We start from the raw sequence: 12764 nt of genomic DNA on the forward strand, positions 1-12764 counted from the left end.
TAATCCGTTGGGGCGCAGGCAACATTATAACTACACAAGGTGGAGGTGTATCAGGTAGGTGTAGGTAGGGAACGGTAGGAGTGATTGCTGGTGATCCGTCACAACAGAAGAAAATGGATGGGAAGTCTCCTTCTCCTCATCACGGCGCTCGTCGTGAGTTCCACCCCGTTCCGCGACCTGACTTCTTTCCCCCATGAATTGCGCTTGATGGAAGGTTCACTGCAACAGCTTCGCGTCTCCGTGCCCGTCATGGGGACGTTGATCAACAGCAACCCCGACATTTTGCACGTAAACGGAGCAAAGACGCGGGAAGTCACCGTCGACTTGAGCAAACCGCTGTCTGTCGAGCCGCGCCGCGCAGGTCAGGCACAGCTGCAGGTCAAGTGGCACAACGTTCCGCTGACCGCTGTCAACGTAAACGTGCTGCCCGATTTGCGGGTCATCCCCGGGGGACAATCGATCGGCGTCAAGTTGCAGACGGCGGGCGTGCTCGTCGTCGGACACCATCTCGTGGACACAGGCAAGGAAAAGGTTTCGCCCGGGGAGCGAGCGGGTATTCATGTCGGGGACATGATCGTCAAGATAAACGATCTGTACATCAACGACATGAATGATGTCAAGAAACTGGTCAACGAAGCAGGGGAGCGCAACACCCCCGTACAGCTGCTGGTCGTACGCGGCAAGGAAAAGCTCAACATGACCCTGCACCCGGCAAAAGACAAAAAAGACAACGAGTACCGCATGGGGCTATACATCCGCGATTCTGCAGCCGGTGTCGGTACACTGACGTTTATTGACCCCAATACCAAGGCGTACGGTGCGTTGGGCCACGTGATCTCTGACGTGGACACCGGCCAGGCAATTGCCGTGGGCGACGGCCAGATCGTCGCAGCCAGCGTAACCTCCATTGAAAAAGGACAGAGCGGCAACCCGGGGGAGAAATTTGCCCGCTTTTACAACGAAAGCGAAGTCCTGGGGACGATCACCAAAAACACGCCGTTCGGCATCTTTGGCAAGATGAAAGAGCAGCCAAAGCGCGGTTTGTACAATGAGCCGATGCCGATCGCCCTTGCCGAGCAGGTGAAGGAGGGGCCGGCCAAAATTCTCACGGTGGTGGACGGCCAAAAAGTGGAGGAGTTCTCCATAGAGATCGTCAATGTCGTCAAGCAGCATTTCCCCGCCACGAAGGGCATGATTATCAAAGTAACGGACAAGCGTCTGCTGGAGAAAACCGGCGGCATCGTTCAGGGGATGAGCGGCAGTCCGATTATCCAAGACGGTAAGATTGTCGGGGCGGTCACACACGTGTTTGTCAACGATCCCACCTCGGGATACGGCTGCTACATTGAATGGATGCTGCAAGAGGCAGGCATACCCGTCCGCTCGCAGCAAGGCAAAGCGCCGATCGGGAGTGCAGCATAGCGTAAGGACCAGCTTACAGGCACGAACGCATGGCTTTGCGGGACGTGCAAAAACGCCCCTAACCGAAGCACGCTTCAATAGCCGTCAGCGCTCTCCCGTTGGGCGCGGCGGCTCTTCTCTATGCGGGCGTCCCTTACCGGATATCGCCCAGACGTGCAGGGCGCAAAAGGAAGGGGGCTGCCGCATCCAGCCGCATTTTTCGCAAGTGACGGCCGACGGGGGAACGCATACTGACGAAAAGTAGTTGTGAATTGTCGAAATATCGGAAAAATCATTCAATCTTTCGTCATTGGCAGGAATGACCTGGGGTTTGTCGAATAATTTTTCATGTGAAAAGATGGTTTGGACAGATTCCGATCGTTTACATACTTCTGAGATCACCAATTCCACCTTCTTTCCAAAATAGATGTTGATTGTAAGGAGGAACGACCTTGAACAAGATTGACGTGTTGTTGGCAGATGATAATCGGGAATTTGTGAACCTGCTGGAAGAGTACATCAGCAGCCAGCATGACATGAACGTCGTCGGGGTGGCGTACAACGGCAACGATGTCATTCGTCTGCTTCAGGAGAGCGTGCCGGATGTACTGATTCTCGATATTATCATGCCGCACCTCGATGGCCTGGCGGTGCTGGAGCAGATTCAGGCCATGCGTCTGTCTCCGCAGCCCAAAATCATCATGCTGACCGCGTTTGGTCAGGAAGAAATCACGAAAAAAGCGGTGGAACTGGGAGCTGCCTACTACATTTTGAAACCGTTTGATATGGAAGTGCTGGCTCAACGCATCCGCCAGATGACCAGCAGCAAGCCGACCGGTTCGTTTATCAGCGCCGTCAAGCCGCAGTCGTCGCTGGCGGTGAGAGGGCGCAATCTGGATGCCAGCATTACCAGCATCATTCACGAGATCGGTGTGCCTGCCCACATCAAGGGGTATTTGTACCTGCGCGAAGCGATCACGATGGTGTACAACGATGTGGAATTGCTCGGTTCGATCACCAAAGTGCTGTACCCCGACATCGCCAAAAAGTTCAACACGACAGCCAGCCGGGTGGAGCGTGCCATCCGCCACGCCATCGAAGTCGCCTGGTCGCGGGGGAATCTGGATTCCATCTCCAGCTTGTTCGGCTACACCGTCTCCAACACAAAGGCAAAGCCGACCAACTCCGAGTTTATTGCCATGGTGGCTGATAAGCTGCGGATTGAAGCGAAAATAAGCTGAGAAAAAAGAAAATAGATGTATCAAAGATACTGACAATTGGAAGCATTACGAGTACCGCTTGTTTATTGGTTCCGTATGACCAATGAAGAAGTGGTATTTTTTTACAATCCAGAAGGGGGTAAGGCAGGATGAGACATGCCCGGGATATCTTGCTGCCAGAAGTGATGAGCAGTACATAATTCTTTATTGATATATTCATAAACATCATTATAACCAAATTAAAATGAAATTTGTTTGGTTCCTTGGAGGATTCCTGTGCCGATCACCTATCAAAAAGTGAATATCTCTTCCGAAGACGATATTTATTTTGCGTTAAGTACGGTTCGTCATTTTATGAAGCAGCTCCCTTTTTCCGAGGCGGATCAGCAGAAGATTTTCGTGAGCGTGTCAGAGTTAACCCGAAACATACTGGATCACGCCTTCAGCAAGGGGATCATTTGTTGTGAATTGCTCGAACAGGGAATACGCTTGGTCGTTACCGATGAAGGGCCGGGAATTCTCGATGTTGAGGACGTGATCAACGGCAAACGGCGATCGTCGTCACGAGGATTGGGACTCGGCTTATCCGGCGTAAAGCGACTGATGGATGAATTCCACATCGAAACTTCAAGGAGAGGAACGAGGATCGTTGCAATCAAATGGGCAACCAAGCAGCCATAACACACAAAAGACAGAAGATACCTTGAGCCGCCTTGCTTCGATCGGCCAAATTGCAGCGGGGATCGCACATGAAGTGAGAAATCCGTTAACCGCAGTGAAGGGATTTTTGCAGCTGCTCAAGGAAGAGATTTCCCATGGGTATTTGGATATTGCCTGTTCCGAACTGGACCAGGCGATTGCGACGCTGCAGGATTTGCTGCAGGTATGCAAACCTGATTTGGAAGAAGAGTCGTATCTTTCGATCAATCTCTGTTCCGAATTGGAGTCTCTGCTCTACTTGTTTCAGGATCAAATCTATCGGGTGCAAATTGTCCGGAACTTTCGCAATTGTGATGAAGTTATCTGGGGAAAACGCAACCAGTTGAAGAAAGCCTTTTTCAATCTCTTGAAAAATGCGTTTGAAGCCATTCCCCATGAAGGCATCATCACCATCGACCATTACCGTATGGGTGACTTTGTGTACGTCAGCATTTCGGACACAGGAGTCGGTGTGCCGAGGGAAAAGCTTCAACTGTTGGGTACTCCCTTCTTCACAACAAAAGATGAGGGGACGGGCATGGGCCTGACACAGGTGTTTTCAACCATTTATCAACATGGAGGAACCATTGAGGTAAAGAGTACAGAAGGCATCGGCACAACATTCACCATTCAGTTTCCGATTGAAATGATCGAACAAATTGGAGTGATGGATATGAACATGCAATACGTGGAAGGCCAGAGTTTTCAAGAGTATTTCGCCATGAATGAAGATCGCTTTCACGAGCTGTTTGCCCACGAAACGAAAGGGACCAACCAGCTCATCGCCGACTCCATGTACAATATTGATGTAGGGGACATTTTTGTCAGAATGGCCAAACTCCTGGTCGAAGAGCGGCAGCATGAGCTGACGATGCTCGCGAAGGAACTGGGCAAGACGGGTGCGAGAAATGATGTCCCGCTCGTCATCAAACTGGAATTGATCCAGGCGTTTCGCAAGGTGTATTGGAATTTATTACATAACTATTATCAGAATGTCGGACTGGACATGGAAGGTGTCTTCCAGCTTGGCATCAAAACGAATTTTCTCTTGGATCATTACATTTTCCACTATTTCTCCAGTTACATCGAGTACAAGGATGAACTGCTGCGTTCCCACCGTGAAACGATAGATGACCTGTCGGTTCCCATCATTCCGTTATCCGCTTCCATGGCGGTGCTGCCCATTGTCGGCACCCTGGATACCTATCGGGCGAAAAAAGTGCAGGAGCGAACGCTCAATCAAATTGCCAACCTGAAGATTCAAAAAATTATTATTGATTTGTCCGGTGTGGCGTTCATGGACACAGCCGTGGTGGGCCATTTGTTTCGCATCGTAGAAGGAATCGGGCTGCTCGGATGCAAGGCGATCATCACCGGGATTCGCCCGGAAATCGCCAACACCATGATCGAATTGGGCATTGCGTTTACTGAAAAGGTGGTGACCAAGGCCACGCTGCAGCAAGCCTTGGAGGAGCTTCAATAAATATGGAAAGCATTTTCTGGAAACCTGCCCCCTTATCCAAGAGGGGGTTCTTTTTGCCTAGCCTCCATGCTGCGAGCAGGCACATTGCGTTGGCGGACTTCTCGCAATGTGTTGATTCCCTGCTTCTTTCTAGTACAATGAGGAAATAACCCTTGCAAAGAGTGGTGATCACGCATGACCAAACTGGAAGAGATTCTCGCGTACAACCGCGGGTTTGTCGCTCGTGGGGAATACGAGGCATTCAAGACAACCAAATTCCCGGACAAGCGTCTGGTGATCCTGTCCTGTATGGATACCCGGCTGGAAGAACTGCTGCCCAAGGCGATGAATTTGCGCAACGGGGATTTCAAGCACGTGAAGAGTGCGGGGGCGATCGTGTCCCATCCATTTGGCAGTGTCATGCGCAGCATCCTCGTCGCGCTGTATGCCTTGAACGCGGAAGAAGTGATGGTCGTGGGACATTACGACTGCGGGATGAGCATGATCTCCGCCGAAGACATGCTGAACAGAATGAAACAGCAGGGGATTACCGACGAGACGATTTCCTTGCTGCTAAATGCCGGGATCAATCTGAAGACCTGGCTGCGCGGCTTTGACAGCGTGGAGGAAAGCGTGAAACGAAGCGTCGAGGTTATTTCAAACCACCCACTGCTGCCGTGCGGGGTGCCGGTGCACGGCCTGTTAATCAATCCGGAGACCGGGCAGCTGGACCTGGTCGTCAACGGCTATGAGAGAATCGCTTGCGACGAGTAAGCGGCGGTTGGATGTCATTACCCGGAGGCGTTTTATGACAAAAGGCATGCACTGGCTCCTGGGGCTGCTCGGGGTGGGGGCACTGTGCGGAGCCTACGGATACGGGTGGGAACGGCATCAACTGGAAGTGGTCTCGCTGTCGATCACACTTCCCGATTGGCCGCAGGTGCTGAAAGGTGTCCGTCTGGTCCATTTTAGCGACACGCACCTGGGACCGTACTGGGGATTGGAACAACTGCAGCGCGTGGTGGATGTGATCAATCGGGAGAAGCCTGATCTGATCTGCTTTACCGGCGACCTGGTGGACGAGAGCACGCGGCTGCTGTCCGCGGCGGTTCCCATGCTGCGGGGACTGCAGGCGCCGCTCGGCAAGTTTGCCGTACTGGGCAACCACGACTGGCGCTACGGGCAGCAGGATGTTATCCACCAGGCGCTCGTGGATGCGGACTTTCAGGTCCTGGACAACCGACATGTGCGGACAGAGTACAAAGGGGCCGGTCTCTATGTGGCCGGCGTGGACGACGTGCTGCACGGCACGCCTGACGTGCAGGCGGCATTGGCGGGCATTGCCCCAGGCGAACCGGTAATCCTGCTTGTGCACGAACCGGACTTTGCCGATGTGGCTGCCCGTCATCATGTCCATCTGCAGTTGTCCGGCCACAGTCACGGCGGACAGGTGCGCCTCCCGCTCATCGGCCACGTATTGACACCACCGCTTGGCCAAAAATACGTGTCCGGCCTGATGCAGGCAGGCGAGCGCAAGATGCCGGTCTATACCAGCAGGGGATTGGGCACGACCATTTTGCCGGTCCGGTTTCTCTGCCGGCCGGAAGTGACCGTCCTCACGCTGGTTTAGTAGGCGCTTTTGATCCACTGGACAAACTGCTGAAATGCGTCGTCCTCCTTTTTGGCATGCAGGTAGGCAATCAAGGTGGGGCGGGTCAGTTGGCCGTTGGCAATGTCCATGGCAATCAGTCGTCCCGCGTCCACCTCTTCCCGAATGGTTCGTTCCGGCAGCATGGTGACACCGAGCTGCTGGAGGACCATTTTTTTGACTGCACTGAAACTGTCCAGTTCCATGACGACGTTGGGAAATACGCCGTGCTGCGCCAGGAACCGGTCAACCCGCTGCCGGAACGGCGCGGTATGGTCGCCGAAAGCGATGACGGGCTCTGCTCCCCAGTGGGAAAAACCGGGGAATCCGCTTGCCCACGGATGTTCGGGAGCGGTCACCAGGAGAATCCGGTCGCAAGGCAGGAACTCCTGATGAATGTACGGATGGTACACCTCGTGGCCAAGAAAGGCGATGTCGGCGGCACCGGTGAGGAGGGCGGCGATTGATTCCTCGTAAAGCGTGGAGCGGACGAAACAGGTAAAGTGCGGGTGAGCGCGCCGGTACTCGCCGATCAGGCGGGGCAGCTCGTACGACGCGAACGCTTTGCCAGCGACGATTGTCAGCGCCTGAGGCTTTTCCCTGTGCTGGGTAAATGCACGGAGCTGTTCGACGACGGAGGCCGCAACCGGCAGAAGGCGCCTCCCTTCCCCGGTCAGGCTGACGCCTGTAGCGGTGCGGACGAATAGCGGTGTGCCCACTTGCCGTTCCAACTGCTTGAGCCGGTGGGTCACGGTGGATTGGGCGAGAAACATGGCTTGGGCCGCCCGGTTCAGCGAACCGTACCGGGCAATCGCCAAAAACACCTCCAGGCTTTGCAAATCCATGGGAACCTCCTGAAACGATCTGGTTGTTGAAGTTATCGAATAGATGGATAGCTTGTTATTCATATTCTATAACAAAGCGGTTTGTGTATGGAATAGGATGGGATCAGGAGGTGGTCTCCATGAGACAGGATGACGTGAAAACAACGGTTCAACAACAATTCGGCCGCCACGCCGAGTCATATGTGACCAGCGCGACGCACGCCAAGGGGAGGACTTGCCGCTCCTGGTCGAATGGCTGAAGCCACGCGGCGATTGGGTGGTGCTGGATGTGGCGACCGGCGGCGGCCATGTGGCCAAAACGCTGGCTCCGCACTGCCGCTTCGTTGTGTCCACCGACCTGACTGCACCGATGCTGGAGGCTGCAGCTAATGCTCACCGGGAGGCCGGATTGACGAATCTTGTGTACGTGCAGGCGGACGCGGAACAACTGCCGTTTTTGTCCGAATCGTTTGACGCCGTATGCTGCCGCATTGCCGCCCATCACTTTCCCGACCCGGACGCGTTTGTCCGTGAGGCGAGCCGTGTGCTTCGTCCTGGCGGCATGTTTTTGCTGATCGACAACGTGGTGCCCGATGAACCGGAGTTGGCCGAGATTGTCAACCGGGTGGAGAAATTGCGCGACATCAGCCACGTGCGCTGTCTGTCGGTAGCGGAGTGGCGGCAACTGTTGCAGAAATACGGCCTAATGGAACGCAAGGACCGCCTGCGCCAAAAGCGCTTCCTGTTTTCAGAGTGGGTCGCCCGGACCTCCTCATCCAAGGAGCAGGAGGAAGCAGTGGAGCGCTGCCTGCTGGATGCGCCGCAGGCGATGAAAGCATACTGGAATCTGGACGTGCGGAACGGACGCGTCCAGTCGCACCAGATCGACGAGTGGATGGTCTTGTGCCAAAAAGGGGGAAAGTGAGATGAACCATCCCATTTGGCAACCGGCTGGAATTCATGGAGCGGATCAGGCCATGCGAATAGATTTTCATGCGGAACAGAATCGTTATGCGTACGCTGGCAGGCGCGCGGACGCAAGCTGGATGGAGGCCATTTGCGGATGGCTCGACCCGGTTGGCAGGCGCGTGGCAGACATCGGATGCGGCGGCGGGATATACACCAAAGCATGGGCGGAGATGGGAGCGTCAGCGGTGGTCGGCGTTGATTTCTCCCAAGTTATGCTGGAGGCAGCAAAGGAGACCTGTCGTGACTGTCCAAACGTAACATTGGTCCGCGGAGACGCCCTGCGGACAGGGATGCCGGGGGAAAGCACCGACGTGGTGTTTGCCAGAGCGTTGATTCATCATTTGGACGAGCTGGACGGGTTCTTTGCCGAGGCCGCCCGCCTGCTTGTTCCCGGCGGTCTGGCGATCGTGCAGGATCGGACGATGGAGGATGTGTCCCTGCCGGGTTCGCCCACCCATCTGCGCGGATACTTTTTTTCCCGCTTTCCGCGTCTGCTGGAGCTGGAAAAAGAGCGCCGCCCAGCCGATTCCGACGTGCAGGACGCGATGCGAACAGCCGGTTTTCAAGCGATACACAGGGATGTGCTGTGGGAGACACGCCGCGTCTATTCGGGATGGGAGGAACTGGAGCAGGATCTGCTCAAACGAAACGGCCGCTCGATCCTGCACGCCCTTTCCGACGAAGAGCTGCGCGCGCTGGTCGCTGCCATGAAGCAGGAGATTGCTTCAGACGGGATCATCGTGGAGCGGGATCGCTGGACGATCTGGATAGGAACGAAACAATGAGACACACTATCCGTAACCACCCTTCCCCAGTGAATCCACAATTGTGAAATCGTTTGTCACAATTCCACTACTGCTTGTATACCCGTGGGCGATTCTATATAATGAAAGTGGCATTCTATTCCTGCGCGTCAGTTTTGTAAAGGAGTTGTCTGACGGATGAAAATTACCTTGTTCGATATCCTCATGTTCGTGTTCACGTTCTTCATCCTCTGGGGCGTGATCCGTTCCGCGAGAGCCAAAAACAAGTTTGCGGTAGGATTCGGACTTTTGTCCCTGGCTGTATTCCTGTTCGCAGACGGTCTGATTATCTACTACGCGACAAGAGGAGTATAGGGGTCGTTCCCGTTTACAGGTTCGTTTTCGCGGGGACGAAAGCGGTTGCTGTGGAGGCTGCGCAAATTGCGCGGCCTCCTTTCTTTTTCGCCAATTGCATGCCCGGCGGAAATGATTAGCATACTAGGGATGGAGGTGGGAAAGGTGGGCAAGTGCAGTGATACCGGCATGTTTGCATGCACGGCGACGATCGCGGCCGACCGTAAAACCAAACAGCTGTGCAAACGGCTTCAGCCCCGGCAAATCGCCCTGGTGGACCATGCCGATGTCGATGAGATGGCGGCCCGTTCGCTGCTGGAAGCCAACGTGCAGGCCGTGATCAACCTCTCCCCATTCATGACCGGCACCTACCCCGCCGAAGGGGCGAGCAGACTGCTGGAAGCAGGGATTCCCATGTACGAAGTCGTCGGTGGACACAGCAGTCTGGTGGAGGAATTGGACGGAAAACGGGCGGCAGTGTCGGGCGATGCGCTGCTGGTGCACACTGACGGACAGTGGCGTCCGGTTGCCTCCGTGCGGGCCGTCACCGCTTATGAGATCGCGGCAAGGCGAAAGGAAGCGGATGACCGCCTGGACGACGTGCTGGCCGCGTTTATCGACAACACCCTGCAGTTCGCCGAACGGGAAAAGGAACTGTTTCTCCATCCGCTGCGCAAGTTGCCCTTGGTCACGCGGATGGCAAACCGGCATGTGGTGGTGGTCGTGCGCGGCCGGCATTATCGGGAGGATTTGCGGATGCTTTCCTCCTACATCCGCGAGTGCCAGCCGGTGCTGATTGCTGTGGACGGCGGGGCGGACGCGTTGATGGAATGCGGCTACACGCCCGATCTGATCGTCGGGGACATGGACAGCATCTCCGACCGCGCCCTGTGCTGCGGGGCGGAGGTAGTGGTCCACGCTTTTCCCGATGGCAGCGCGCCCGGACGGGAGAGGGTCGAGGCGCTGGGGCTTCCCTATCACCTCCTGCCCGCGCCGGGGACCAGCGAAGATGTCGCAATGCTGCTCGCCTACGAGGAACAGGCGCAGCTGATCGTCACGATTGGCTCGCATTCCAATATGATTGACTTTTTGGAGAAAGGACGCAAAGGCATGGCCAGCACCCTGCTGGTACGCACCAAAATCGGGCCCAAGCTGATCGATGCCAAGGGCGTCAGCCAGCTCTACCAGCCGCGCTGGTCGTGGAACTGGTGGGCGCTGATGATCGCCGCCACCCTCGTTCCGGTCGCGGCCGCTCTGGCAATCAACCCGGTCGCCCGCCACGCCGTGCAAATGTGGTGGATGCAGTGGCGCAGTTGGGCGTTTTAGGAGGCGGCGGAATTGATTCACTTTCGTCATCACCTGTTGTCGCTGGCTGCAGTGTTTCTCGCATTGGGGATCGGCATCCTGCTGGGAGGAACGGCCGGGCAATCGTGGTTTGCACTGAAGGAACAGGAAGTGTTGAAAAACATGGAAGCCAAGTACGACCAGGCGCTGCGCAGCAACAGCGAGCTGAAGCAGCAGCTAAACCGTATCTTGGCGGAAATGGAGCGGAACCACGAAGAAATGGAACAGCTGCTGGCCAGCCGCTATGCCAATGAACTGAAGGGGAGCAGCGTGTACGTCTGGCATGCCGATCAGCAGCAATTGCTGCGGCTCAAGCAGATATTCCGCTCCGTCGGGGTAAACGTGCTTGCCTACCGGGAGGGAAGCATACCGTCGGACGGGCCGCTGTTGGTCTTTGGCCCTGTCCAGCCGGACTGGCTGTCGACGCTGCCAAACGACTGCCGCTGGCTGTACGCCGAAGAGGTGCCCGATTCGCCGAGCAAACAGTGGGGATTGCTGGAGAACGTGCAAAAGCTGCTGACGGAAATGAGGGAGGCGCGTGAAAAAAACAGTTAGCGTAGTAATTCCCGCCTATAACGAGGCCGACTCCATCGTGTCCACGCTGCAGGCTGTCCGCGAGCACGTCATCTGTGACGAACTGATCGTCGTCGATGACGGCAGTACGGACGGCACGGGAGCACTGGCGGACAGTTGGGCCGATCTGGTAATCCGATTGCCGCGCAACCAGGGCAAAGGGGCAGCGCTGCAGACGGGCTGGCGGCGTGCCGCTGGCGACATCGTGCTGCTGTTGGACGGCGATTTGCGGGAAAGCGCGGGAGAAGCGAACCGCCTGATCGCTCCTGTCCTCAGCGGCGTCTGCGACATGGCAGTGGCCGTACTGCCCGCGCCGGCGCGAAAAGCGGGCGTGGGATTGGCAAAAGGATTGGCGCGTCACGGCATCCGGCTGCTGACCGGGTATCGGGCCCAGGCGCCGCTGTCGGGGCAGCGGGCCATTCGCCGCCAGGTGTTGGAACGCACGGGGCGTCTGGACAAGGGCTTTGGCATCGAAGTCGGGTTGACCATTGATGTGCTTCGGGCCGGGTACCGGGTGCTGGAGGTGCCGGTTGCGTTTGCCCATCGGGAGACCGGAAATGATTGGGCTGGTTACTGCCACCGGGGAAAAGAATTTTGGGCGATCGGCCGGGCACTTGGCCGCAAATGGTGGGAGGGAAGCGTGTGGACGCGAAACTGATGGCGCTGCTTTTTCTCGGCGTCGTCGTCCCCGCGGTCGGGCATCGCCTGCTGTTTGCCGCATGTTTGCGGATGCTTAGCAGGAAGGGAATGATCCGCAAAAATTTCAGGGACGAAGACGTGATCACCGGGGGAGGCGTGGCAGTGTTTTGTTATGCAGCCGCTGCGCAGGCGGCGATGCTGCTCGTCTGCCTGTTTGCCGCCGAAGCGTCAGCCATGCTGCGCGTGGGCGTCTTGTTTCTGGCCGGTTCGGCGTCGATGGCGTTTTGGGGCTGGCTGGACGACTGCAGTCCCGACAAAGCGGTAAAAGGCTTCCGCGGCCACTTCGGCGCGCTCTGGAAGGAACGGCGCATGACCAGCGGCATGTGGAAAGCGTGGGGAGGCGGGAGTACGGCCCTGTTGGTCAGCCTCGCCCTTTACGGGGAGACGCTGTCGGCGCTTGCAGCAGCCGGTCTGCTGGCGCTGTCGCCAAACGTACTCAACATGTTTGACCTGCGGCCGGCGCGCGCGCTCAAGGTGTTTGCGCTGCTCGCAGCTGTGGCTGTGGCAGGCGGGGCGTTTGCTTCAGGAAAAGCTCCCTGCTGGGTGTGGATGGTTCCCGTGGCGGCTGCTGCTGCGCTGGTGTTTCGGCATGACGCCGCAGGCCGCCTGATGCTGGGAGACACGGGGGCCAACTATCTGGGGTTCGCGGCTGGATTCAGCCTTGCGACCAACCTGTCGTTTGCCGTGCAAATTGCCATGCTGCTCGTGTTTGCAATCCTCCACCTGTTGGCGGAATTCGTCTCCTTTTCCCGCGTGATCCAATCTGTCGGCTGGCTGAACCGGCTGGATCAGTGGGGCCGGCCGGCTGAAACGAAATAGAACCAGGTC

General features: G+C 56.5%; 14 protein-coding genes. 13 read left to right on the top strand and 1 reads right to left on the bottom strand.

Translation table 11 applies throughout. From position 1 onward, the window contains the following. The first annotated feature begins 90 nt into the window (after positions 1 to 90). From spoIVB to IRT44_RS13900, 6 genes are all read left to right on the top strand, one after another. Positions 91 to 1422, top strand: coding sequence for a SpoIVB peptidase (gene spoIVB, locus IRT44_RS13875; protein ID WP_212132378.1), 1332 nt, complete (start codon positions 91 to 93; stop codon positions 1420 to 1422). Between the two features lie 431 nt (positions 1423 to 1853). Continuing rightward, positions 1854 to 2642: a sporulation transcription factor Spo0A gene (spo0A, locus tag IRT44_RS13880; protein WP_171565596.1), complete on the top strand. Its 789-nt coding sequence runs from the start codon at positions 1854 to 1856 to the stop codon at positions 2640 to 2642. 255 nt (positions 2643 to 2897) lie between these two features. Further along, the gene (locus IRT44_RS13885; RefSeq protein WP_230076852.1) at positions 2898 to 3302 is read left to right on the top strand and encodes an ATP-binding protein; all 405 of its coding nucleotides are present in this window, start codon (positions 2898 to 2900) and stop codon (positions 3300 to 3302) included. 22 nt (positions 3303 to 3324) lie between these two features. Next, positions 3325 to 4803 carry an ATP-binding protein gene (locus tag IRT44_RS13890; RefSeq protein ID WP_409978421.1) on the top strand — a complete coding sequence of 493 codons (1479 nt, stop codon included), beginning with the start codon at positions 3325 to 3327 and terminating at the stop codon, positions 4801 to 4803. Between the two features lie 174 nt (positions 4804 to 4977). Next, positions 4978 to 5556, top strand: coding sequence for a beta-class carbonic anhydrase (locus IRT44_RS13895; RefSeq protein WP_171565594.1), 579 nt, complete (start codon positions 4978 to 4980; stop codon positions 5554 to 5556). 34 nt (positions 5557 to 5590) lie between these two features. Then, entirely contained in the window at positions 5591 to 6412 is an 822-nt protein-coding gene (locus tag IRT44_RS13900) for a metallophosphoesterase (RefSeq protein ID WP_230076854.1), read from the top strand. Here IRT44_RS13900 and IRT44_RS13905 read toward each other — a convergent pair. Further along, the gene (locus IRT44_RS13905) at positions 6409 to 7275 is read right to left on the bottom strand and encodes a LysR family transcriptional regulator (RefSeq protein ID WP_230076855.1); all 867 of its coding nucleotides are present in this window, start codon (positions 7273 to 7275) and stop codon (positions 6409 to 6411) included. The genes IRT44_RS13900 and IRT44_RS13905 overlap by 4 nt on opposite strands. 214 nt (positions 7276 to 7489) lie before the next feature. On the opposite strand from IRT44_RS13905, the gene IRT44_RS13910 reads away from it, so the two are divergent. From IRT44_RS13910 to IRT44_RS13940, 7 genes are all read left to right on the top strand, one after another. Beyond that, the gene (locus IRT44_RS13910; protein ID WP_326838918.1) at positions 7490 to 8179 is read left to right on the top strand and encodes a class I SAM-dependent methyltransferase; all 690 of its coding nucleotides are present in this window, start codon (positions 7490 to 7492) and stop codon (positions 8177 to 8179) included. 1 nt (position 8180) lies between these two features. Further along, positions 8181 to 9008 (top strand): class I SAM-dependent methyltransferase, encoded by an 828-nt coding sequence (locus tag IRT44_RS13915; RefSeq protein ID WP_230076856.1) that lies wholly within the window; start codon positions 8181 to 8183, stop codon positions 9006 to 9008. Between the two features lie 156 nt (positions 9009 to 9164). Then, positions 9165 to 9341: a DUF2759 family protein gene (locus IRT44_RS13920; RefSeq protein WP_171565589.1), complete on the top strand. Its 177-nt coding sequence runs from the start codon at positions 9165 to 9167 to the stop codon at positions 9339 to 9341. Positions 9342 to 9509: 168 nt separating this feature from the next. Further along, a complete protein-coding gene (gene steA / locus IRT44_RS13925; RefSeq protein ID WP_409978435.1) occupies positions 9510 to 10646 on the top strand; it encodes a putative cytokinetic ring protein SteA in 1137 nt (378 codons plus the stop codon). Positions 10647 to 10658: 12 nt separating this feature from the next. Beyond that, positions 10659 to 11219: a copper transporter gene (locus IRT44_RS13930; protein WP_230076858.1), complete on the top strand. Its 561-nt coding sequence runs from the start codon at positions 10659 to 10661 to the stop codon at positions 11217 to 11219. Further along, positions 11203 to 11895, top strand: a complete 693-nt coding sequence (locus IRT44_RS13935; RefSeq protein ID WP_230076859.1) for a glycosyltransferase family 2 protein — start codon at positions 11203 to 11205, stop codon at positions 11893 to 11895. Before IRT44_RS13930 ends, IRT44_RS13935 begins: the two co-directional genes overlap by 17 nt. Continuing rightward, positions 11880 to 12755 carry a UDP-N-acetylmuramyl pentapeptide phosphotransferase gene (locus IRT44_RS13940; RefSeq protein WP_230076860.1) on the top strand — a complete coding sequence of 292 codons (876 nt, stop codon included), beginning with the start codon at positions 11880 to 11882 and terminating at the stop codon, positions 12753 to 12755. Before IRT44_RS13935 ends, IRT44_RS13940 begins: the two co-directional genes overlap by 16 nt. The last annotated feature ends 9 nt before the right edge of the window (positions 12756 to 12764 follow it).

The organism is Brevibacillus sedimenti, assembly GCF_020923495.1.
Classification (GTDB): domain Bacteria; phylum Bacillota; class Bacilli; order Brevibacillales; family Brevibacillaceae; genus Brevibacillus; species Brevibacillus aydinogluensis.